Annotated in this window: 20 protein-coding genes and 1 pseudogene; 12 read left to right on the top strand and 9 right to left on the bottom strand. The window is 72.7% G+C overall.

The window, feature by feature from the left end:
- Positions 1–24 precede the first annotated feature (24 nt).
- Positions 25–1809 carry an ABC transporter ATP-binding protein gene (locus ACZ62B_RS18885; protein WP_468886796.1) on the top strand — a complete coding sequence of 595 codons (1785 nt, stop codon included), beginning with the start codon at positions 25–27 and terminating at the stop codon, positions 1807–1809.
- Entirely contained in the window at positions 1806–2003 is a 198-nt protein-coding gene (locus ACZ62B_RS18880) for an SbtR family transcriptional regulator (RefSeq protein ID WP_469691200.1), read from the top strand. The genes ACZ62B_RS18885 and ACZ62B_RS18880 overlap by 4 nt, the downstream gene beginning before the upstream one ends.
- Positions 2004–2075: 72 nt before the next feature.
- Here the strand turns inward: ACZ62B_RS18880 and ACZ62B_RS18875 are convergent, their stop codons facing one another.
- On the bottom strand, positions 2076–4817 hold the full coding sequence (locus tag ACZ62B_RS18875; protein WP_469691198.1) for an AAA family ATPase: 2742 nt from the start codon (positions 4815–4817) through the stop codon (positions 2076–2078).
- Positions 4818–4940: 123 nt separating this feature from the next.
- Between ACZ62B_RS18875 and ACZ62B_RS18870 the strand changes: the two genes are divergently transcribed.
- The 4 genes from ACZ62B_RS18870 (at position 4941) to ACZ62B_RS18855 (ending at position 7619) form a co-directional block, all read left to right on the top strand.
- A complete protein-coding gene (locus tag ACZ62B_RS18870; protein ID WP_344565606.1) occupies positions 4941–5327 on the top strand; it encodes a nuclear transport factor 2 family protein in 387 nt (128 codons plus the stop codon).
- Positions 5324–5977: a CatB-related O-acetyltransferase gene (locus tag ACZ62B_RS18865; RefSeq protein ID WP_344565608.1), complete on the top strand. Its 654-nt coding sequence runs from the start codon at positions 5324–5326 to the stop codon at positions 5975–5977. The genes ACZ62B_RS18870 and ACZ62B_RS18865 overlap by 4 nt, the downstream gene beginning before the upstream one ends.
- Entirely contained in the window at positions 5974–6864 is an 891-nt protein-coding gene (locus tag ACZ62B_RS18860; RefSeq protein WP_344565610.1) for a Vgb family protein, read from the top strand. The genes ACZ62B_RS18865 and ACZ62B_RS18860 overlap by 4 nt, the downstream gene beginning before the upstream one ends.
- Positions 6865–6959: 95 nt before the next feature.
- The gene (locus ACZ62B_RS18855) at positions 6960–7619 is read left to right on the top strand and encodes a DUF5701 family protein (protein ID WP_344565612.1); all 660 of its coding nucleotides are present in this window, start codon (positions 6960–6962) and stop codon (positions 7617–7619) included.
- Between the two features lie 119 nt (positions 7620–7738).
- Here ACZ62B_RS18855 and ACZ62B_RS18850 read toward each other — a convergent pair.
- Together ACZ62B_RS18850 and ACZ62B_RS18845 are read right to left on the bottom strand one after the other, a co-directional pair.
- Positions 7739–7939 (bottom strand): annotated as a pseudogene (locus tag ACZ62B_RS18850) (urease accessory protein UreD); the annotation flags it as partial.
- Positions 7940–8027: 88 nt separating this feature from the next.
- The gene (locus tag ACZ62B_RS18845) at positions 8028–10106 is read right to left on the bottom strand and encodes a HEAT repeat domain-containing protein (RefSeq protein WP_469691194.1); all 2079 of its coding nucleotides are present in this window, start codon (positions 10104–10106) and stop codon (positions 8028–8030) included.
- A 207-nt stretch (positions 10107–10313) separates the two neighbouring features.
- Here ACZ62B_RS18845 and ACZ62B_RS18840 point away from each other — a divergent pair, with 207 nt between their 5' ends.
- From ACZ62B_RS18840 to ACZ62B_RS18825, 4 genes are all read left to right on the top strand, one after another.
- Complete coding sequence (locus ACZ62B_RS18840; RefSeq protein WP_468886642.1) at positions 10314–12911, top strand: tetratricopeptide repeat protein; 2598 nt, start codon at positions 10314–10316, stop codon at positions 12909–12911.
- Positions 12908–13285 (top strand): hypothetical protein, encoded by a 378-nt coding sequence (locus ACZ62B_RS18835; protein WP_344566234.1) that lies wholly within the window; start codon positions 12908–12910, stop codon positions 13283–13285. Before ACZ62B_RS18840 ends, ACZ62B_RS18835 begins: the two co-directional genes overlap by 4 nt.
- Positions 13282–13947 (top strand): hypothetical protein, encoded by a 666-nt coding sequence (locus tag ACZ62B_RS18830; RefSeq protein WP_344566236.1) that lies wholly within the window; start codon positions 13282–13284, stop codon positions 13945–13947. Before ACZ62B_RS18835 ends, ACZ62B_RS18830 begins: the two co-directional genes overlap by 4 nt.
- Before the next feature lie 63 nt (positions 13948–14010).
- Positions 14011–14595 (top strand): hypothetical protein, encoded by a 585-nt coding sequence (locus ACZ62B_RS18825; RefSeq protein WP_344566238.1) that lies wholly within the window; start codon positions 14011–14013, stop codon positions 14593–14595.
- Positions 14596–14826: 231 nt separating this feature from the next.
- Here the strand turns inward: ACZ62B_RS18825 and ACZ62B_RS18820 are convergent, their stop codons facing one another.
- Positions 14827–15279, bottom strand: a complete 453-nt coding sequence (locus ACZ62B_RS18820; RefSeq protein ID WP_469691189.1) for an ATP-binding protein — start codon at positions 15277–15279, stop codon at positions 14827–14829.
- A 183-nt stretch (positions 15280–15462) separates the two neighbouring features.
- Between ACZ62B_RS18820 and ACZ62B_RS18815 the strand changes: the two genes are divergently transcribed.
- Positions 15463–16314: a helix-turn-helix domain-containing protein gene (locus ACZ62B_RS18815; protein WP_344566242.1), complete on the top strand. Its 852-nt coding sequence runs from the start codon at positions 15463–15465 to the stop codon at positions 16312–16314.
- On the top strand, positions 16311–16502 hold the full coding sequence (locus ACZ62B_RS18810; RefSeq protein ID WP_344566244.1) for a DUF397 domain-containing protein: 192 nt from the start codon (positions 16311–16313) through the stop codon (positions 16500–16502). Before ACZ62B_RS18815 ends, ACZ62B_RS18810 begins: the two co-directional genes overlap by 4 nt.
- Here the strand turns inward: ACZ62B_RS18810 and ACZ62B_RS18805 are convergent.
- The 5 genes from ACZ62B_RS18805 to ACZ62B_RS18785 are packed head-to-tail and all read right to left on the bottom strand — an operon-like array spanning position 16491 to position 21311.
- Positions 16491–17381, bottom strand: coding sequence for an urease accessory protein UreD (locus ACZ62B_RS18805; protein ID WP_469691183.1), 891 nt, complete (start codon positions 17379–17381; stop codon positions 16491–16493). The two genes, ACZ62B_RS18810 and ACZ62B_RS18805, sit on opposite strands and share 12 nt — an antisense overlap.
- Positions 17378–18073 (bottom strand): urease accessory protein UreG, encoded by a 696-nt coding sequence (gene ureG, locus ACZ62B_RS18800; RefSeq protein WP_469691180.1) that lies wholly within the window; start codon positions 18071–18073, stop codon positions 17378–17380. The genes ACZ62B_RS18805 and ureG overlap by 4 nt, the downstream gene beginning before the upstream one ends.
- Before the next feature lie 31 nt (positions 18074–18104).
- Entirely contained in the window at positions 18105–18779 is a 675-nt protein-coding gene (locus tag ACZ62B_RS18795) for an urease accessory protein UreF (protein ID WP_469691178.1), read from the bottom strand.
- A 38-nt stretch (positions 18780–18817) separates the two neighbouring features.
- Positions 18818–20665: an urease subunit alpha gene (locus ACZ62B_RS18790; protein ID WP_469691175.1), complete on the bottom strand. Its 1848-nt coding sequence runs from the start codon at positions 20663–20665 to the stop codon at positions 18818–18820.
- Positions 20649–21311, bottom strand: a complete 663-nt coding sequence (locus ACZ62B_RS18785; protein ID WP_468721529.1) for an urease subunit gamma — start codon at positions 21309–21311, stop codon at positions 20649–20651. Before ACZ62B_RS18785 ends, ACZ62B_RS18790 begins: the two co-directional genes overlap by 17 nt.
- Positions 21312–21550: the final 239 nt, after the last annotated feature.

Genomic DNA, 21550 nt, shown 5'->3' with positions numbered 1-21550 from the left:
GTGGGCGTCGGCACGCATGCCGACGTGGACACCGGTGGGGATCCCGTGGCCGAGATCCGCGACCTGCGCGTCGTCGTCGACGGCCGGGCGATCGTCGACGGAGTGGACCTGCGGGTGCTGCCCGGCAGGGTCACGGCGCTGATCGGCGCGTCCGGCAGCGGCAAGACCACCACCGGCCTCGCCCTGCTCGGCGAGTACCCGGCGGGCGCCCAGGTCACCGGCGACGTACGGGTGGAGGCCGACGGCCTCGTCGCCTACGTACCCCAGCATCCGGCGGCGGCGCTCAACCCCGCCCGCCGGATCTCCGCGCTGCTGACCGACATCGCTCGCGCCCAGGTGCGTCACCTGCCGGTGCGGCGACGGCGGGCGGCGGCCCGCGAACGTGTTCTGCGGGCGCTGACCGAGGCACAACTGCCCGACGCCGAGACCCTGTCGCGGCGCTATCCGCACCAGCTCTCCGGAGGGCAGCAGCAACGCGTCGTCCTCGCCCAGGCGTTGCTGCTCGGGGCGCGGGTCGTCGTGGCCGACGAGCCCACCACGGGCCAGGACGCCCTGACCAAGAGCCGTATCGTCGAGCGGTTCAGGGCCGTCGCCTCCCGCGGCATCGCGGTGGTGCTGCTCAGCCACGACCTGGACGTGGTGCGCGCACTGGCCGACGAGGTGGTGGTCCTGCGGGCGGGCCGGGTCGTCGAGTCGGGCCCGGCCCGGCGGGTCCGGTCCTCGCCCCGGCACGAATGGACCCGCGAACTGTTCGGCGAACAGGTGGAGTCACCGCACCCGGACGAGCCGGCCGGACGGCCGGGGGCGCCGGCACGCGGACCGCTCGGTACCCGTACGGAGTCGCCGGACCCGGACTTGGACCCGGACGAGCCGGCCGGGCAACCAGGACCGCGCACACACGGGCTGCCCCACGCGCGTACAGAGGTACCGGGCCCGGACGAGCCGGCCGGACGGCCGGGGGCGCGGGCGCGTGGGCCGCTCGACCGGCATACGGAGTCGCGGGACCCGGACGGCCGCACCGCCCGCACCGGGCAGCCCGTCCTGCGGGTGCGCGGGCTGACCGCCCGCCACCGCGACGGCGCCCGCGGCACGGCCGTCGTCCTGCGCGCCCCCGCACTCGACCTGTATCCGGGCCGGTCGCTCGCCGTCGTCGGCCGGTCCGGCAGCGGCAAGACCACCCTGGCCCGCTGCGTCGCCGGCCTCCACCGGGACCACGACGGCGAGATCCTCCTGGACGGCACACCGCTGCCGCGAAGCCTGCGCGACCGTACTCGCGCCCAACTCGCCGCCGTGCAGTACGTCTTCCAGGACGCGCACGCCGCCTTCGACGAGCACCGCCCCGTAGTACGGCAGGTCGCCCGCACCGCGGTCCGCCTGCGCGGCACCGACCCGGACACCGCGACCCGGGAGGCGCTGACCACCCTGGCCGGCCTCGGGCTCCCGGAGGAGCTGGCCCACCGGCACCCCGGCCGGCTCTCCGGCGGCGAACTCCAGCGCGCCGCCCTCGCCCGTGCCCTGCTCGCCCGCCCCCGCGTCCTGGTCTGCGACGAGATCACCTCCGGCCTCGACACGATCACCCGCCGGGGCATCCTCGACGTGCTCACCACGCTGGTCCGAGGCCGTGGCGACCTGTCCCTGGTCCTGATCACCCACGACCTGGACACGGCCGCCCTGACCCACCGCGTCGCCGTACTGGACGCCGGCGAACTCGTCGAACAGGGCCCGGCCCGGCAGGTGCTGACCGCGCCGAGCCACCCGTTCACCGTCTCCCTCATGGAGACGACGGCACGCCTGACGGCGGGGACGTGACCCACGCGCCCCTGGCCGGGACCGGCCGGCCACTTCTCGAACACGCCCAGGACGCCGGCGAGGCCCGGGCCGACGTGACCTTCGACGACGTGCTCTTCCTGGTCAACGGCGTCAGCGGGGCGAACTTCGTCCAGGAGGCCCAGCGGGATCGGGTGCTCGCCATGGCCTTGGACGGCATCAAAGCCCACGAGTGAACGCGAACGACCCAAAGGCGGCACACCGGGCGCCGCGCTCGGCCGGTCACCGGGCCGGGCCGTGAAGCGGCGTCATGGTGCGGCATCCGTGGGTGCGAGGGCGGCGAGTTCGGTTCGCGCGGTGACGCCGAGTTTGGGGAACGCCTTGTAGAGGTGGTACCCGACCGTGCGCGGACTGAGGAACAACTGCGCGGCGATGTCCCGGTTGGACAGGCCGCGTGCGGCCAGCCGGATGATCTTCCGTTCCTGCGAGGTGAGCACGGACAGCGCTCCCGTTCCGTCCGCGGCCCCGGCTCCGGCTCCGGCTCCGGGTACGGCTTCACCGGTCGCGTCGAGCTCGGCGCGGGCCCGCTCCGCCCAGGGCGTGGCACCGAGTCTCCGGAAGGTCTCGAACGCGTCGCGGAGTTGGTTCCTGGCCTCGGACTTGCGGCGCACACGGCGCAGCCACTCGCCGTAGAGGAGAGCGGTTCGCGCGCGTTCGAACCGCCGGTCGTCGGGGTGCAGCCGCAATGCGGCCCGGTACAGCTCCGCCGCGTCCGCTTCCGGCGCGAGCAGCGCGCGGCAGCGTTGGACGTGCGCGTCGATCCACGGCTGCGCGGCATCGTGCGCCCAGGCCGTGAGCCGTGCGAGCGGCTCACGGGCGTCGGCCGGCCGGCCGAGCCGCACCGCCGCCTCGACCAGGTCGGGAATGCTGCGCAGGCCGGGAAGCTGATGGCTCACCGGTCCGGTGTGCAGGGCGGCCAGGCGGGTGCGGGCGGACTCCCACCGGGCGTGGCCGAGGTCGAGCAGGGCCAGTGCCCAGTGCGCCCAGGACATGCCGGGCGGGGCCGCGTCGGGCTCCGGCGCGGCGAGCGCGTCGTCGGCGAAGGCGTGACAGCGTCGCTCGTCGCCCGTCACCGCGGCCAGGTAGGCCAGTACGCCGCTGATCTCGGCGATCCACTGCCGGTGTCCGAGCTCCTGGGCGATGTTCAGCGCTTCGGTCGCCTCGTCCCAGGCGTCGGTGTGCCGGCCGAGGAAGGTCGACGTGCGGGCGACACACGCCAGCGCGGGCGGGGTCCGGCCGATCCATCCGCGGTCGCGGCACCGGGCGAGGAGCTCGCCGGCCACCCGGTGTGCCTCGGTGTCCTGGCCGGCGGCCTGGAGGCTGGTGGCTCCGACCAGGATCGTGTCGTGCGGGCCGCCGAATCCGGTCCGTTCGGCGGCCGCGATGCGTCGTGTGAGGGTCCCGTGGTCCCGGTCCCCCTGGCCGATCGCGGACCGCACCGTCCAGGTCAGCAGGCGGGCCACGTGGGCGAGCGGCTCTTCGGGCGGCAGCGGCAGGGCGGCCAGCCGGTCCGCGGTGTCCGCGATCTCATCCTTCCCGAGGTACCAGGCGGCGTGCACCGCGTCGAGCATCATGTGGGCGGCCAGTGCCGGATCGTCGTCCCGGGTCAGCTCGGCCGCCTCGGTCAGCAACCGGCGGGCCGTGCGGAGCAGGCCGTGGTGGAACGCCGCGGCGGCGCGGACCCGGATGGCGCGCACGGTCAGGGCCGGGTCGTCGGTGCTCGCCGCGCCGTGCCGGGCCAGCTCCACCATGCGGTCGATGTCGCCTTCCTCGGCGATCGCCTCCGCGGCCAGCACGAGCCGGCGGGCCCGGTCCGTGCCGGACTCCGTGAGCTGCGCGGCCCGTTCGTACGCCGCCGCCGCGGCGGCGTATCCGCTGCGCTCGATGGCCCGTCGGGCGGTGCTCTCCAGTTCCGCGGCCACCTGCTCGTCGGGGCCGGTGGCCACCACGGCGTGGTGCCAGGCGCGCCGGTCGGCGTCCTCCGGCCGGTGGAGGGCCTCGGCGAGGGCCGTGTGCACCACGAGGCGGAGGCTGACCGGCGCCGCCTGGTAGACGGCCGACCGCACGAGGGGGTGTCGGAAGCGCACGGTGCGGTTGTCCACCCGGAGCAGCCCCGCCGTTTCCGCGGGCACCAGATCCGTGGGGCGGCAGCCGAGAGGGGCGGCCGCGCGCAGGACGACGTCGCGGTCACCGGTGTCCTCGGCGGCCGCGACGAGCAGCAGGTGCCTGCTCGGCTCGGGCAGCCGCCGTACCCGGTCGAGGAACGCCGCCTGGACCGTGTCGGTCATGGGCAGGGCCTGGCCGGTGGCCACCGGCCGGCCGGCGGCGAGAGCGAGGGGCAGTTCGAGGAGGGCGAGCGGGTTGCCCTGTGCTTCGGCCAGTACCCGGTACCGGTTGGCGGGGGACAGCGTGGCGGCGTGCTCGGCCAGCAGGCCGGCGGCGGCGGGCGCGTCGAGCCCTTTCAGCGGCAGGTGGGCGAGTCCGGGGGCGTCGAAGCCGGTCCGGGCGGTGATGATCAGTGCCGTGCCCTCGGCGTCGAGCCGCCGCGCGGCGAACAGCAGGGCCTCGGCCGACGCCCGGTCCAGCCACTGCGCGTCGTCGACGAGGCACAGGACGGGCCCGCCGTCGGCGAATTCGGCGAGGAGGGAGAGGACGGCGAGGCCGACGAGCATGCGGTCGCCCGGTTCGGCCGGGGCGAGACCGAAGGCCCCGCGCAGCGCACGCGCCTGCGGGGCGGGGAGGGCGTCGGCCCGGTCGAGGGCGGGCCGCAGCAGCAGGTGCAGGCCGGCGAACGGCAGGTGGGCCTCGGACTCGATCGCGGTGCCGCGCATGACCCGTAAGCCCTCGGCCGCCGACGCCGCGTGCTCCATCAGCGCGGTCTTGCCCATGCCCGGCTCCCCGGTGATGAGCAGGCAACCGCTGCGACCGGTCCGGCAGTCCGCCAGCAAGCGGTCGATGACCGATATCTCGTCACTCCGTCCGTACAACACGTGGCGAGAGTACTTAAGCCGGCCGGCGATCCCGGGCCGGATTGCCGGGGCGTGACGGATTCCGCTCCCGGCCCCCGGCCCTAGCGTGGTGGAACGGAGCACGGCGGCGGAGGGAGATCGACCATGTCCGGCTTCGACGAGCTGGCCAGGCGGTACCTGGCGAGCTGGAACGAGCGCGACCCGGCCAGGCGCCGGGCGCTCGTCGACGGCCTGTGGACCGACGACGCCGGCTACGTCGATCCGATCGTGGCGGCCGAGGGCCGCGACGCCATCGAGGACGTGGTGGCCACGGCCCAGCGGCGGTTCCCCGGCCTGGTGTACCGGCCGGCCGGGAAGGTCGACGGCCACCACGACGTGGCCCGCCTCGCCTGGGAACTGGCGCCGGCCGGCGGCCCCGCCGTGATCGTCGGACTCGCCGTCATGGTCACCGAGCGGTCCCGGCTGCGCCGCGTCCACGGCTTCCTCGACCCCGTCCCCGCAGTCACGCCCTCACCAGGAGCTGGAAGTTGACACCTGATCCGACGACCCTCCACCCGCTGCCGGCACATGAGCGGGTGGTGTTCCTCAAACCGCTGGTCGGCTCACCGAAGATCGTCGTGGGTGAGTACACCTACTACGACGACCCCGAAGGCGCCACCGGCTTCGAGCACCACAACGTGCTCTACGCCTACGGCCCGGAACGGCTGATCATCGGCAAGTACTGTGCCATCGCCACGGGCACCCGGTTCCTGATGGCGGGCGCCGACCATCCGACGATGGGTGTGTCCACCTTCCCGTTCACCATGTTCGGCGGCGAGTGGGCCGAGCGGACCCTCGACATCGTCACCGGCATGCCCAGCCGGGGCGACACCGTGGTCGGCAACGACGTCTGGTTCGGACACCGGTCCACCGTCATGCCCGGCGTACGCATCGGCGACGGCGCCATCATCGCCGCCGGCGCGGTCGTCACCGCGGACGTACCGCCGTACACGATCGTCGGCGGCAATCCGGCCCGCCCGATCCGGCGGCGGTTCGACGACGCCGGCATCGACCGGCTCCTGCGTGCCGCCTGGTGGGACTGGCCGGCGGAGCTGGTCACCGAACACGCCCGCACCATCATGGCCGGCACCCCGGCCGACATCGCCCGCATCGCCGCCGACCACGGACCGGAGACCGTATGACACACGTGTCGATCGAGGAACACCCCGTGGGCGGCGGCGGGCCGTACGCGGTCACCACCGGCCCGGACGGCGCGCTGTGGTACACCCTGGTCCACAGTGGCCGGATCGGCCGGCTCGTACCCGGCGCCGCACCGGAGAGCCACCGGCTCGACCCCGACTGCGGGCCGACGGTCATCACCACCGGACCGGACGGTGCCCTGTGGTTCACCGAGTACCGGGCCCACCGCATCGGCCGGATCACCACCGACGGCGCCGTCGCGGAGTTCCCGTTGCCCACCGCGGAGTGCGGGCCGTTCGGCATCGCGGCGGGGCCCGACGGGGCGCTGTGGTTCACCGAGACCGCCGCCGACCGCATCGGCCGCATCACCACCGGCGGTGAGGTCACCGAGTTCCCGCTCCCGGCCACCGGCACGTTCCCGTCCGCGATCACCGCGGGACCGGACGGCGGGATGTGGTTCACCATGAACCAGGCCGACGCGATCGGCCGGATCGGCACCGACGGCACGGTCACCGTCCACCCGCTGCCCACCGCGGCCTCCGCACCGGTCGGCATCACCCTCGGTCCCGATGACGCCCTCTGGTACGTCGCGATCGCCGCCGGCCACATCGGCCGCATCACCACCGGGGGCGAGACCAGGGAGTTCCCGCTGCCCGACCGCGCCGGCCGGCCGCACGCCATCACCGCGGGCACCGGCGGCGCCCTGTGGTTCACGGAGTGGGGCGGCAACCGTGTCGGCTCCATCACCACCGAGGGCGTGATCGAGGTGCACGACCTGCCCACGTCCGGCTCGGAGCCGCACGGCATCGCCCTCGGCCCCGACGGCGCCGTGTGGACGGCACTGGAGACCGGCGCCCTCGCCCGCGTCACCCCGAAACCGCTGCCCTGACCTCGAAGAAGCCCTCTCCCCCGACGTTCGACCACACGATCGTCCCCGCCGGGAACCGCGAGGGCCCGGCAACCCGGACCGCCCGGAAGGACACCATGACACACACCGCCATCGACCCCGGCACCGAGTTCGACCGGCAGGTCCGCAACCTCGTCGAACGGGACTGTCCGGCGTCGGCCCGCCTGACCCCGGAACAGTTCACCGCCCTGGTCGCGCCCCTGCGCGACCTCGTCACCGGCATCGGAGACGGCACATGGGAGCCGGACACCGGGCGCGTGCCCTTCCTGCTCGTGGTCACCCGGGAAGTCGTCCCGATCGAGCGGACGATGGCGCGCACCACCCTCCGCGGAAAGGCCGAGCCCGGCTTCGTGGACCGGTCCTTCGAGCCCGGCGCCCTCGAACGGTTCGTCGCCGTCAAGGAAACCTGCCTCCCCGACCGGCGCGCCTACCTGCTGTTCGACATCGAGCGCGGAGAGGAGTTCTGCGGTGCCGTGCCCCACGACGCCATGGACACCATCGCCGCCAGGGGACGCACCCCGCTCACCATCGAGGAGGGGATCGCGTTGATCACCCACTTCCCCGGGATCCTGGTCAAGAACAAGTGCTTCTCCCTCGGCGGTTCACGCTCCGGCGACCGCCGCGTCCCGGCGATCTGGATCAGCCGGCACGCTCCCAAACTCGGCTGGTGCTGGGAGGGCAACCCCCACACGTGGCTCGGCATGGCTTCGGCCGGCTCCCGCCGCGCCGCCGCGTAGCAGGACGACTGGAAGTTCGTCGATGAGATCGGCGTGCCCGGTGTGACGTTCTCACCTCGTGGGCGACGCCGCCGCGTCGGAGACGTGTGCGAGCGCGGTGTCGAGGAGGTCGCGGAGCCGGGTCGGGGTCGGGGCCCGTAGACGGTGTGCTGGTCGAGGACCGGGCGGCCGTCGCGTCGTACGGTCAGGCGGGTGGACAGATAACCCGACGGTTCGGCGGTACGGCCGCGGAGTTGCTCCTCGCGCAGGAGGAACCGGGAGGTTGCGGCGAGGTCCGCCTCGTGCGTCTGGTGCAGGGTGCTGCCCCGGCCGCTGGTCAGCGGCCGGGGCAGGTGGAAGGGGCCGTCGCCGGGCAGGAGGGAAGCCGAGGGTGGCGATGTACCGCATGCCTTCGCGGTACGCCGTCGCTCAGGCGAGCCGGGCCAGCAGCGCCCGGACGGCCCCTTGGAGCTGTTCGTCCTTCTCGATGCCCAGGAGCCGGTCGCGAGCCGGACGCGCCAGTTCCGAGCGGAGCGACGACAGGGCGGGCCTCGCCGCGAGTCCCATCCGGTCCAGGCAGGCCACCACGAAACCGGCCGTCGCCCGGTTCTGCCGCCAAGCCCCGAGCAACACCTCGAGCACCGTGTCCGCCTCCGTCTCGCCGCGGATGTCCCAGATCGCGGCGGCGCAATGGACGCGCACCCACTCGTAGTCGTGGTCGAGCAGTTCCCGGAGGCGGGGGAGGGCCGGTGCGGCGGGCCGGCCGACCCGGCCCAGCACATCGGCGGCTTCGGTGGCCGAGTACCACACGCCGTCGGCGAGGAGTTCGCGCAGCAGGGGCAGCACCTCCTCGGGGTCCCGGCCGATCTCCCACAGCGCGGCGACAGCCGCCGTCCTGAGGTGGCCGTCGGAGGAACCGGTCAGCGGGCGGATCGTCTCCAGGGCGGACGCCGCCGTGGTGCCGAACGCGCCGAGTGCCTTGAGGACGGAGCGGGCGATGGCGCTCCCCTGTCCGTGCCGCGTGGCTCGGGCCAACGTGTCGGCGAGGGTGGGGACGGCCGCCGGGTCGCCGAGCCGGACCAAGGCGGTCACCAGCGCACCGGCGCTCATGTCGGCCCACTCCTGCCGCGGGTCGATGCCGCGCAACAGCTCGCACAACCGCGGCACCAGCCGGCCCGCGGCCCGCGGAACGGCGCCGGCGACTTCCACCGCCCGCCAGGCGTCGACCCCGCTGTCGAGGGCCACCAGCAGACTGGGCACGGCCCGGAGGTCGCCGAGTCTCGCGAGTGCCCGGACCGCCTCCTGGTGGGCCCTGCGGAGCCTGTGCCGCTCGGTGGTCCACACGTCCGGACCGTGCGCCGCGCGCTGGGAGTCGACGAGCGCGGCCAGAGCCTCGCGGGCGGGTTCGGCGATCACATGACAGGCGCCGAGAACGGCGGCCGCCTCGGCGACGACGTCCGGATGAGGTGCGTCCAACTGCTCGGCGACCAGCAGGACCAGCCGCGTGTGGTCGCCGCGCCACCCCTTCATCAGGTCGGCGCTCATGCGGACCGCGTCCAGGCGGGAGCCGAGCTCCGGACCGCGCAGCTGCTCCTCGATCAGGGCCGTGCGCTCGGGCACCCGGCCCGCCAGCGCGTCGTGGAAGGTGCGCAGGAGCCCCGTGGTCGGCGCGTGGACGTGCCCCTGACGGTCGAGCTCCTCGAAAGCCGCGACGACCTGCGGGGGCACACCCTCCGCCGGGGCGGTGGGGGTTTCCGGCCGGGGCGGGTCCGCCCATGTCTCCTCCGGCACGGCCTCGCCCGCCGACTCGCGCAACAGCGCGACGGCGGTCGGGACGACCTCGCCGTCGATGTCCTGGGGAGCACAGCGGGCCCGTTGGACGACGGCCGCGAGCCGGGTCACGGAACCGGCCTCCTCGTCGGCGGCCAGCGTGGCGAACCACGCCGTCGCCTCGTCCTTCACCTCCGGTCGGCGCAGCACCAGTTCGGCCGTCGCGTCCAGGACCAGCAGCCGCTCGACGACGCCTGATTCGGACGCAAGCCGTTCCCTCAGTACGGCCATGGCCCACCGGGTGTCATCGAGGAGCAGTCCCAGCGCCGGAACGGCGGCCCGGCGCACGCGAGGGTCGTCGTCCGACGCCCACTCGACGAAGGCCTCCGCTCGCGCGCGCAGCGCCGCGGCCGCACCGGCGTAGTCGACATCGCCGACGTACTCGTCGCCGCAGCGCTCGACGCTCGTGCCGGCGATGCTCACCAGAAGTCGGACGACCTCCGCCCGGTCGGGGGTGGTGTCGTCGCCCGCCAGCTCCAGGAGGAACGGCAGACTGGCCGTTGTGGCCCCGTACACGTCTCCCTGGTGGTGGACAGCGCCGTAGTACCGGTCGAGGGCCTTGGCCCGTTCGTCGGCGTCCGGGGAGCAAAGGGCCGTGAGCAGGACCGGCAACTCCTCGGCGGTGCCGTAGGCATGCCCCATGGAGGACCAGTCGATGTCGTGAAGTCCGTCGAACATGTGCGGGACTATGCCTGCCCGGACTGACATCGCCTGTGCGGCCCCATGATCCGCCTTCCCGTCGGCGGCACTCCTTGACGATCACATCGTCGCAAAATGCACGAATATTCTGACAAAAATACATCCGAAAGAGTGGCTCCCGTCTTCGCTGTGGCCAGGCCGGTCCTGGCTGGATATCTTCGGCCCCCCGGGGGGAGAGGGGAGCCAGTGGGGGATTCCTACGTCACGGACATCGCCGGGCATCCGGCGTGCGAGGTGCTCCTGGCCGCGTGGCAGAGCCCGGACGCCGGACGGAGACGGGCGCTGGTGCGGGACATCGAGGTGCCCGGGCCGATCGCCTTGCGCAGCCGCTACCGGATGCTGCTGGACGACGCGGCCCCGCCGGGAACGTGGAATCCGGGTATGACGCCCGAAGCCTGGGTGCGGCAGTTACGCCTGGAGACCGAGGGCGACAACGCGGTGCGGTCGGGGGCGCACACAGCGGCACTGGCCGCCTTCCGGGCCCTCCTCGAGGAGGAGACGGGAAGCAGGCCACAACTGCCCGCGGTGCACGCGCACATCGGGCTCGGCAACATCGCCATGGAGCAGGACCGCATCGAGGCCGCCGCCGAACACTTCGAGAAGGCGACGGTGGTGGCCGACGCCTCGGCCTACCGCTTCGGCCGGCTACGGGCACTGGTCCCCTGGGCGTACATGACGCTGTGGAACCACTCCGCGGAGCTCGCCCTGGACCAGTTCCGGGAGGCGGCGGGGATCGCCACCGCTCTCGACGACCCCGTGTACCGGGGGAACGCGCTGCTCGGTGCCGCCGAATGCGCGCAGTGGCTCGGCGACCGGGCCCAGGCGGAACAGCACGGCAAGGACGCCTACGCCACGTTCTCGGCAGTCCGGTCCGCCCTGGGTCAGGGAAACGCGGCCCAGAGGCTGGCGGGCTGGATGCACCGGTGGGGGCGGCACGCCGAAGCCTGGGAATGGCTCGGCCCCGCGATGACGGCCTTCCAGCAGGACGGCAACCCGACGGGTCTGGTCAATGTGCACTCGTTACGCGGTGACCTCTACCTGGACGACCGCCGGTTCGACGACGCGGCGGGCGAGTACGACAAAGCCCTGGAGCTCGCCACGGCCGCCGGCCTGCCGCGTGCACGGGCGCACGCGGCGCAGGACCTGGCCAGAACCGCACGAAGCCGGGGAAACTGGGCGGAAGCGGTGGAACTGTTCACCCGCTCGCTGGAGCAGTACCGCGAACTCGGCGATCTGCTGGGCATGTCCAACGCGATGAGCAAACTGGCGGAGGCACAGGAACAGCACGGCTCGCCGGAGGACGCGCTGCGGACTTGGCGCGAGGCGGTCGTGGAGGTCGAGTCCTACCGTGCCGACCACCGGGAGGAGCGCTTCCAGAACGAGTACCGGGGACGCTTCCGGGACGTGTACAAGGAAGCGCTGTCGGCGGCGGAGAAGCACCACTCGCCCGAAACCTTCGCCGTGGTGGCCGACTTCCTGGCCGGTCGCCGGCTCGCGGGGCTGCTCGAGGCGAACAGCGCCGCCCTGGCCGGCGACGAACCGGACCGGCTCCAGGAACTGCTGGCCGGGGCGGACCGCAGGCTGCTCGCGCACCGGAGAAGCTCCCGACCCGACAAGGACCGCTCCGACGACGAGCGCCGGGAGAACCGGATACGCCGCCTGGGCGCGTTCGAGTTCCGGCGGCAGGACGAGCCCCGGGCGGACAAATCGCTGGACGACCTGCTGGCGGCCGTGTACCTCCCACCGGCCGACGAGGGCGGGGCGCTCCTGGAGGCACTGCCCGACGGATGCCACACGCTCCAGGTCCTCCTCGATCCCGCCGACGAGGACCTGGTGCGCTGGTCCTGGAGCGCTCCGGGGGCCCGCTCCTCCATGGGCAGCCTTCGGCTGTCACCCACCGCGCTGGACCTGCTGTCCGTGCTCAGGAGCGGTGAGCGGGCCACGGAGCGGCTGGCACTGACGGTCGACGACCTGCGGCCGCTTTCCGCGCTGCTCCCACCGGGTCTGATCACGGCGCTCTCGGCCGGGGGCCCGCAGGATCTGCTGATCGTCCCGGCCGGTGAGCTGTGGGTGGTGCCGTGGGGCGCGCTTCCGCTGGAGGGCGGTCTCGTCCTGGGCGAGGCCGCACGCTTCGTGATCTGCCCGTCGCTGACCATCCAGCGGCAACTGACCACACGGTACGCCGAGGCGCTGCGCACGCCGTCGCCCCGATCGGCCCTGGAGGTCGACGTGTGGCGCAGCCCGCTCGTACGGCACCATCGGATGGACCTGTTCGAGCGGGACCGCCGTTGGAATCCCCGTCGGCTGTCCTCGGCGGCCGAAGCCCGCGGTGCCATCTGTGACGGGCGGGAACTGATGGTGCTGGCCGGACACGGCCGTCCGCTCCCCGGGGCGGGCCACTATCTCGAACTCGACGAGAACGAGTGGCTCCTGCCCGCGGACCTCCTGGGCCAACGCCCGCCCCGGCGGCTCGCACTGATCGCCTGCTGGGGCAGTGCCTACCCCGGCCGCGCGCCCAGCGACCCGATCAGCGTCGCCACACTCGCGCTGGCGGGAGGCTCCGACGAAGTACTGGCCACGGTCGGAGAACTCGGAGACTCCACACTCGCCGGCCGGTACGTGGAGATGGTGCTGCACGCCCTGCCGGAGAACACCATGGCGACGGCCGTGCACCGGTCCACCCGCCGGCTCCTCGCCGGACGAGGCGTCCGGTCGCGCCCCGTCCACGACTGGGCCCCTCTCATTCCCATCGGCACGCACCAGCAGCGCGGAGGACCACAGTGACAGCCGACGGACACCGTGACCTGAGGTACGAACTCGACAATCCACTGGCATACGAGTGGACGGAAGTCGCCTACGACATGTGCGTCGCGGAGGAGCCGGCGCTGAGCGCGGTCGTCGAGAGCTCGGGCGGAGTCACCCGGGTCCTCGTCAGCGGCGCCTGCCCCCGCTGCCGGGGGAACATCTCGGGCGAGGAGATCCTGACCGCCGCCGGTGAATCGGGGGTGCTCGGTGACGACGCCACGGGGACCCCGGACCCCTACACGCGCGTCCACGTCACCTGCAACTGCGAGCTCACCCACGGCGACAGGCCCGCGGGCGTCAGCACCGGCTGCGGCATCACGTTCGCCCTCGAAGTGCTCCGGGAAGAAACGTGAGCCCCCCGGCCCGGTACCGGAAACCGTCCGCTCCGCCGAGCGAGCGCCGGCTCGCGGAGGACGCGGAGTGGCGTGAGTACGCGGGGGACTCGCTCGCCCGGGCCCGCGCCAGCGCGGAGCAGTGGCGTACCGGGCTGGGACTGCTGGTCACCGCCATGACCGCCGGGCTCATGCTCGGAGGCCCCGGCAGGACGGCCGAACTGAGCCCCGTATGGCGCGGTGTCGTGACCGCGGTCCTGGGATGTGGTTTCACCGTCGCGCTCTACGGCCTGTGGGCCGCGTCGCGCGCTGCCGCGGTGGGTGGTTCGGGGCCGGTCGACCGGGACCGGCTGCGCAGCCGTCACGGCTCCCTGGCACGGTACAAGGCGGCTGCCGCGAAGGAGAGCTGGTCGGGCGTCCGCAGGGCGAGGATCGCGCTGCTGGTCTCCCTGCCCGTGATCGCCGCCATGGCGCTGACGTCCTGGTGGCTCCCCCGGGACACCTCTCCCGCGGGCCAGGACCCGCGGCCCCGGGTGCTCGTCGTGACGCCTGGAGCCGTCCTCTGCGGCGAACTGAGCGTCGGGGCGAAGACCTTCACCGTCCTCGCCGACAAGTCCGCCCCTCGCCGGGTGCCGGCCGCCGAGGTCGTGTCCCTGACGGTCGTCGACTCCTGTCCGCCGTGACCACACGCCACTCCGGCGTGGCCGGTCGCCTCGGCTCCTGAGGACAGAAGGGAAAGGAACCCCGTGAGCAGACCGAGCAGAGCCGCCTACGAACAGAGCGAGCTGGACTGGAACCGGCTGCGACGCTACGCGGAGAAAGTGGCTCGGGAGACCCGGACGCCACGCAGGACCCGGCAGGTCGTCGAACGGTCGGAGCGTGTCCGCCAGGTCAAGGGCGGACTGTTCGGCTTGTTCACGCGGCAGGAGACCTACACCGTCGACGTGCCGCGGACCGAGACCGACGCGTTCTGGGTACTGCGGACCCGGTCCTGGCACAAGAAGGAGCGCGGACAGAGGAATCAGCCGGACGAGGATCAGAGCGCGCTGTACGACTACTGCCTCACCGTGAAGGGCGGCCTGGTGGTCAGGGTGACCTCGCACACGGATGTGTTCTTCGAAGGAGCGCTGACGTTCTCGGACACGACGACGTCCGAGCAGCCGATGACCGCCGACGACGTGATGCTCTTCGACTTCGAGGCCGAGAAGTACTACCGGGAGGAAGGAAGGTTCACCATCCAGACCGACCGTGACCCCGACCGCAAACGGCTCAAGCACCACGCGAAGGGCGTCGGGCTCTCCCTGGCCCTGAAGCGCCTGCACCAGAGCTGAGCGTGTCTCCGCCCGGTGCGCGTTCGGCGGGAGCGACATCGCCGTCCGAAGCGCCCGAAGCCGGCGGAGGACGATATCGAGCGTGGAGAGGAGTTCTGCGGTGCCATGCCCAACGACGCCTGGGAGGGCAATTTCCACACGTGGCTCGGCATGGCTTCGGCCGGCTCCCGCCGCGCCGCCACGTGGCAGAAGGTCGAGAAGTGTCGTCGGCGTGGCGTGCTCGGCTCGACGTCACAGCCCAGGCCGCGTATGACGAGCCGGGCGGCACTCGGCCCAGACCGTCTTGCCGGGACCGGGACAGTCGCGTACGCCCCAGTCGGCGGCGAGCGCGTCGACGAGGACCAGGCCGCGACCGCCGTCCTCGTCCGCGTCGGGAGCCTTGCGCGCCGGCTGGGCGGGGTGGGTGTCGGTGACCTCGATCCGGACTGTGCCTCGGGCCGCGTCGTAGGACAGCGACAGGGCGAAGTCCCGGCCCGGGACCCGGCCGTGGAGGACCGCGTTCGCGGCGAGTTCGGCGACGACGAGGACGACGGTGTCGTGCGCCTCGGTGCCGTGCGGGTGGCCCCACTCGGCCAGTTGGTGGGCGGCGAGCAGTCGGGCGAGGCGCGCACCACGGCGGGTGGCGGAGAAACGCTGCGCGAACGTCGCGGTCGGGGCGGTGCTTTGCGTACGTGGAGCTGACATGCCGATCACCCTGCCGAGAGATGACGAGCCGTCAGCAGGCCCGGCGCCGGTACAGATCACGCTGTATCGGTTCACTCACTGGACCGGGGTGGTCGCTGTACGTGAGCATGAGTGTGCCGAGCGTGGCGCAGCGCGCTCGGCACACGGTACGAAAGCACGTGGGTTCAGGGGAAGGCGGCTGCGATGGCGACGGACAACGGCGGTGGGGCGGGCGGAAACTGCGAGCCGGAGCTCTCGGACAGCTTGAAGACGTTCGGGGCGGTGCTCAAGGCCCTGCGTGAGGAAGCCCGCCTGACGCAGGAGCAGTTCGCGCCGCTGGTGCGGTACTCCGTCGCGTACATCGCCAAGATCGAACAGGGCAAGCGGTTCCCTCCACGGGACCTGCTGGAGCGGTCGGAAGAGGTTCTGGGGGCGACTGCCGCGCGGGTCCTGGGGGCGGCTGCGCGGAGCCTGACGCGGAAGGCGGGGCTGGCGTCGTGGTTTCGGCAGTGGGCGGGGATCGAGGAGGAGGCGATCTCGCTTTACGCCTATGAGTGCGCTGTGATTCCAGGCTTGCTCCAGCCCGAGCCTTACATTCGCGCACTCTTCGAGCGGCGCCTTCCGCCTCTGTCGGAGGAGCAGTTCGAGCAACAGGTCACGGCTCGACTCGAACGCCAACGCCTGCTGACGGAGCGGCCGAACAGCACGTTCTGTTTCATCATCGAGCAGGCTCTGGTGGATCGCCGCTTGGCCGGTGAGGGCGTCACACACGCGCTGCTCAGCAGTCTCATCGATGTGGGCCGTCTCCGGAATGTGGAGATTCAGATCATGCCTCGCGTCCAAGAGGATCACTCCGGTTTCGAGGGCCCCCTCTACCTCGCTGAGACGGCGGAGAATCGATGGGTGGGCTACGTCGAAGCGCATGACTGCAGCATGCTCGTCACCGACGCAAAAGCCGCAAGCGCCATGCTTCAGCGCTATGGCAAGATGCGCTCGCAGGCTCTGAGTCACCATGCCACCGCGAGCCTGCTGGAGCAGATGCGAGGAGCGCTATGAGCACCACCGAACTGGCTTGGTTCAAAAGCAGCTACAGCGGCGGTGGGGGCGGCAACTGTGTCGAGGTCGCCGTGCGCGCGGAGGCCGTTCTCGTCCGGGACTCGAAGGACACGCACAGTCAGACGCTGGCCGTGTCCCGCGATGCCTGGTCGGCGTTCACGGAGCTGGCGGCCGACTCACTCGTCTGAACTTCCGGTCCTCCACACCGGCCCGGTGCTTGCGGAGCTGGTTCTCGTGGGCGACGCCGCCGCGCCGGTCACGTGTGCGAGCGCGGTGTCGAGGAGGTCGCGGAGCCGGGTCGGGGTCGGGGCGACGGCGGTGGCGAGGAGTGCCGTGCCGTCGGCGAGGGGCGCCAGTACGCAGTGGCCCCGTTCCGGGTCGCCGAGGAGGACGGGCTCCGGGAGCGGCACCGGCTCGGGGTCGACGAGGAGGAGCTGGCCGGTCGCCCGGTGGCCGCCCAGTACGGCGGGTCCGTCCCACGCCGGGGCCGGGGCCCCGTAGACGGTGCGCTGGTCGAGGACCGGGCGGCCGTCGCGTCGTACGGTCAGGCGGGTGGACAGGTGGCCCGAGGGTTCGGCGGTGCGGCCGAGGAGTTGCTCCTCGCGCAGCAGGAGCCGGGAGGTTCCGGCGAGGTCCACCTCGTACGTCTGGTGCAGGGTGCTGCCCCGCGCGCTGATCAGCGGCTGGGGCAGCCAGTTCAGTGACGCGTGTTCGCCGACGGTGAGCCGTACGTCGTAGGTGGCGGGGTCCGTGGTGGAGCCGCGCAGGGCGATGGTGGCGGCGGACGTGGTCACCTCCAGCCGGGTGTGCGCCTCGGCGGTGATGTCGAGCGCGAGTCTGTCCCCGCCGAGCGGCGCGCTCATCGCGCCGAGCACACAGACCCGTGCCCGCTCCCCGCGGGGCCGCAGCCGGCGCAGGTGGAAGGGGCCGTCGCTGTGCAGGAGGGGGAGCGTCGTGGCGCGGCCGTTGTGGGTGGCCCTCAGCCGGGCGGTGGCGTGGACGCCGGTGGGGTGGGCGCGGGGCTTCGGAGGGTGCCCGGCGGGTGCCTGGGCGGCGGCGGCCGTCACCCGGTGACTCCGGCGTGCCAGGCGGCGAGGCGCTCGGTGACCCAGTCGGTGACCGGGCGGATGCCGTCGGCCGTGGTCAGGCTGGTGAAGGCGTACGGCAGGTCCCCCCGCTGCCTGCGGGTGTCGGCCCTCATGGTGTCCAGGTCGGCTCCCACGTACGGCGCCAGGTCGGTCTTGTTGACCACGAGGAGGTCGGCGGTGGTGATGCCGGGGCCGCCCTTGCGGGGGATGTCGTCGCCGCTGGCCACGTCGATGACGAAGACCTGGGTGTCGACGAGTCCGCGGGAGAAGGTCGCGGTGAGGTTGTCCCCGCCGGATTCGATGAGGATCAGGTCGAGCGGGCCCAGGTCCTGTTCGAGCTGTTCGACCGCTTCGAGGTTGGCGGAGATGTCGTCACGGATGGCGGTGTGCGGGCAGGCGCCGGTCTCCACGGCGGTGATGCGCTCCGGTGGCAGTACGGCCTCGCGGCGCAGGAAGGCGGCGTCCTCCTGGGTGTAGATGTCGTTGGTGACCACGGCGAGGGACAGCCGGTCCCGCAGGGTGCGGCACAGCGCGGCGACGGTCGCGGTCTTGCCCGAGCCGACCGGCCCGCCGAAGCCGATCCGCAGGGCGCGGCGGCCGCCGTCCGGGCGCCGGGGGGCGGCGCTGTGGGTGTGGCGGTGCGGCAGGGTCACGGGGTGGTCCAGATGCACGGGGGCTCCAGGTCGGTGCGGTGGAGGCGGGTCAGGAGGCGAAGAGGCGGACGGGCCGGGCGGCGTGCTGCTCGCCGGTGATGTCCAGCAGCGGGGCGGACGCGGCGGGCAGGACGGTGACGCCCTCGGCGGCCACGCGCTCCGCCGCGCCGGCCGCGGCACCGGCGACGGTGTCGCACTCGTCGGCGAGCCGCGCCAGGACCGCGGTGGCCTCGAACGGGTCGAGGCTCAGCAGGCGTACCGCCGCGGTCGCCGGGCCGCCGACGCTCTCGTAGGCGGCGGTGCGGGCGGCGTCGAGCGGGGTGAGTCCGGCGGCGCGGGCCGTGACGCCGAGGACGACCGGCTGGTGGGCGCCCTGGGGGCGGTGGTGGGCGAGGTGGTCGAGTTCGGCACTGGGCCAGGTGGCGCGGGCGGCGCGCATCAGCTGCCGGCCGAGGCGGCGGGCGACGCGGCGCAGGGCCGGTGCGGGGGTGCGGGCGTCGGCGGCCTCGTCCAGGGCGAGGGCGTCGTGTCCGGTGGCGGCCGCGGCGGCGAGACCGGCGGCGGTCAGTCCGGCGGTGTGCAGCCGTCCGCGGCAGAACGCCTCCAGGCCGGCCGCGTCGTGCACGCTTCCGGAGGCGACGGCGGCCTCCATCCCGCCGGAGTGGGCGTGCCCGCCGGCGGGGAAGCGGCCGTCGGCCAGGAGGAGCAGGGCGGTGCGGCTCATGGGGTGACGGGCCCGCCTTTCAGAGGGGGTCGGAGCGGTCAGAAGAGGAAGTACCGCTGGGCCAGGGGGAGTTCCGTCGCGTAGTTCCGTCCGACCTCGTGTCCGTCGACACTGGTGCGGACGTCGGAGGTGGTGGCGCCGCCGATGGTGACGTCGAAGGTGTCGGGGTCGACGTCGATCTCCGGCAGCCCGTTGTTGTGCACCATGTCGGCCTTGGTGACGCCCCGGGTGGAGCGGATCGCGCGCAGCGGTTTGAGCAGTCCGGTCCGGGAGAGTTCGCCGTCGAGGGCGGCCTCGGCGACGAAGTTGAAGGAGTTCGCCGCCGGGGCGCGGCCCTGGAAGCCCCAGACCGGGCGCGGCAGATAGGGCTGCGGGGTGGGGATGGAGGCGTTGGCGTCGCCGATCTGCGCGTAGGCGATCTGGCCGCCCTTGATGACCATGTGGGGTTTCACGCCGAAGAACTTCGGCTCCCACAGGACCAGGTCGGCGAGTTTGCCGTCCTCGACGGAACCGACCTCGTGGTCGATGCCGTGGGTGACGGCGGGGTTGATGGTGTACTTGGCGATGTAGCGCCGGGCCCGGAAGTTGTCCGCGTCGGCGTCGTCCTCGCGCAGATGGCCGTAACGGGACTTCATGACGTGCGCGGTCTGCCAGGTCCGCAGGATCATCTCGCCGATGCGGCCCATGGCCTGGGCGTCGGAGGACATCATCGAGATGGCGCCCATGTCGTGCAGCAGGTCCTCGGCGGCCATGGTGGAGGGCCGGATCCGGGAGTCGGCGAACGCCATGTCCGCCTCGACCTCCGGGTTGAGGTGGTGGCAGACGATCATCATGTCGACGTGTTCCTTCACGGTGTTGACCGTGAAGGGCCGGGTGGGGTTGGTCGACGCGGGCAGTACGTTCGGCTTGCTCGCGAGGCTGATCATGTCGGGGGCGTGGCCGCCGCCGGCGCCCTCGATGTGGAAGATGTGCAGGCCGCGGTAGTCGGCGTTGTCCTTGGTCCGGCGGTTCTTCTTGGTCGCGGCGAAGGTGTGGTGCACGAAGCCGGACTCGTTGAGGGAGTCGGCGTGCAGGGCGACCTGGACCCCGGTCTCCTCGCACACCGTCAGGGCCGCGTCGATCACGGCCGGGGTCGCGCCCCAGTCCTCGTGGATCTTGAAGCCGAGGGCGCCGGCCTTGACCTGGTCGTGCAGCGCCTTCTCGGAGACGGTGCTGCCCTTGGCGAGCAGGCCGATGTTGACCGGGAAGGCGTCGAGCGCCTCGAACGTCCGCTGGATGTGCCACTTTCCGGGCGTCACGGTGGTGGCCGTACTGCCCTCGGCGGGGCCGGTGCCGCCGCCGATCAGGGTGGTCACGCCCGACGCGAGGGCCTCGTGGATCTGGCCGGGGCACAGGAAGTGCACGTGCGTGTCGATGCCGCCAGCGGTCAGGATGCGCCCCTGGCCGGAGATCACCTCCGTCTCGGGTCCCACGACGAAGGCCGACGCGCGCGGGTCGGTGTTGCCGGGCGGCGTCATGGTCTCCGGGTTGTACGCCTTGCCGATCGCCTGGATCCGGCCGTCGCGCAGTCCGACGTCGGCCTTGACCACGCCCCAGTGGTCAAGGATCAGCGCCCCGGTGATCACCGTGTCCACCGGCTTGCGCTCGTGGTCGCGCGGGATGTGCGACTGCCCCATGGACTCGCGGATCACCTTGCCGCCGCCGAAGACCATCTCGTCGCCGCTGCGGCCGGGCCCGCCGCACCAGTCCGCGTCGATCCTCAGCCGGAGGTTGGTGTCGGCGAGCCGGACGCGGTCCCCGGTGGTGGGCCCGTACAGGTCGGCGTAGCGGGAACGCGTCAGCGGCTCCCAGGGCTTCGCGTTCTCGTTCTCAGTCCTGTCTGGCATCGAGGTGCTTCTCCTCTTCGCTCTTGTCGGCCTGGAGTCCCTGGACGGTCCGCTCCCCCGCGATGGGCACCAGCATCACGGTGCGCGCGTCGCCGGGCTCGAACCGTTCGGAGGTGCCGGAGGCGATGTGCAGCCGCATCCCGTGGGCGTCCTCACGGGTGAAGCGCAGACCCTCGTTGACCTCCGCGAAGTGGAAGTGGGAGCCCACCTGGACCGGACGGTCCTCGGGATTGGCCACCTCCAACGGCACGGGTGTGGCGCCCACGTTGAACGCCACCCGGTACTCGTCCTCGTCCGGCAGCAGCTCCCGCTTCCCCGGGTGGACGTCCACCTCGGTGTCCGCCTCGTCGAACGGGTCGTGGATGGTCACCAGCTTCGTCCCGTCCGGGAACGTCGCCTCGACCTGGACGTTGGTGATCATCTCCGGTACGCCGTCCATGACCTCGTCGCGCCGCAGCACATGGCGCCCGGACTCCATCACCGAGTCGACCGTCTCCCCGGCCCGCGCCTCCTCGTAGACGTGCGCCGTCAACAGCGCCATCGCCTCGGGATAGTTCAGCGGCAGCCCGCGCTCACGGCGCCGCCGGGCGACGTCCGCCGCCACATGGACCAGCAGGCGCTCCTGCTCGTGCGGGGTCAGATGCATGCCGTCCCCTCTCCTGTTCCGTCGCTTCACGACTGCGTCCGCCGCAGGGCGATCCTCGGGGAGCGAAGACCACGGCGTACGGAGAACGGCCCCGTCATGCCTGATGGAATGAACCGGAAGCACGGGTCGCGCAGGGGCGCGGCGACGGACACACCGCCCGCCCCTCGTCCCGATCGCGTGCCTCCCGGTGACGCGCAGACGCGGCACGTCGCACGCACGGTGGCGGAACGGGTACGCGT

This window comes from Streptomyces sp. NPDC053426, assembly GCF_055585405.1.
The sequence above is the reverse complement of the archived record's forward strand: the minus strand, read 5'-3'. Positions and strand labels throughout refer to the sequence as shown.

What these genes read in the sequence shown, in the direction of transcription:
- ACZ62B_RS18870 (WP_344565606.1), top strand. Translation starts at nt 4,941, where the DNA reads ATGTCCGGCTTCGACGAGCTGGCCAGGCGGTACCTGGCGAGCTGGAAC.
- ACZ62B_RS18860 (WP_344565610.1), top strand. Translation starts at nt 5,974, where the DNA reads ATGACACACGTGTCGATCGAGGAACACCCCGTGGGCGGCGGCGGGCCG.
- ACZ62B_RS18855 (WP_344565612.1), top strand. Translation starts at nt 6,960, where the DNA reads ATGACACACACCGCCATCGACCCCGGCACCGAGTTCGACCGGCAGGTC.
- ACZ62B_RS18845 (WP_469691194.1), bottom strand. Translation starts at nt 10,106, where the DNA reads ATGTTCGACGGACTTCACGACATCGACTGGTCCTCCATGGGGCATGCC.
- ACZ62B_RS18820 (WP_469691189.1), bottom strand. Translation starts at nt 15,279, where the DNA reads ATGTCAGCTCCACGTACGCAAAGCACCGCCCCGACCGCGACGTTCGCG.
- ACZ62B_RS18815 (WP_344566242.1), top strand. Translation starts at nt 15,463, where the DNA reads ATGGCGACGGACAACGGCGGTGGGGCGGGCGGAAACTGCGAGCCGGAG.
- ACZ62B_RS18810 (WP_344566244.1), top strand. Translation starts at nt 16,311, where the DNA reads ATGAGCACCACCGAACTGGCTTGGTTCAAAAGCAGCTACAGCGGCGGT.
- ACZ62B_RS18795 (WP_469691178.1), bottom strand. Translation starts at nt 18,779, where the DNA reads ATGAGCCGCACCGCCCTGCTCCTCCTGGCCGACGGCCGCTTCCCCGCC.
- ACZ62B_RS18790 (WP_469691175.1), bottom strand. Translation starts at nt 20,665, where the DNA reads ATGCCAGACAGGACTGAGAACGAGAACGCGAAGCCCTGGGAGCCGCTG.
- ACZ62B_RS18785 (WP_468721529.1), bottom strand. Translation starts at nt 21,311, where the DNA reads ATGCATCTGACCCCGCACGAGCAGGAGCGCCTGCTGGTCCATGTGGCG.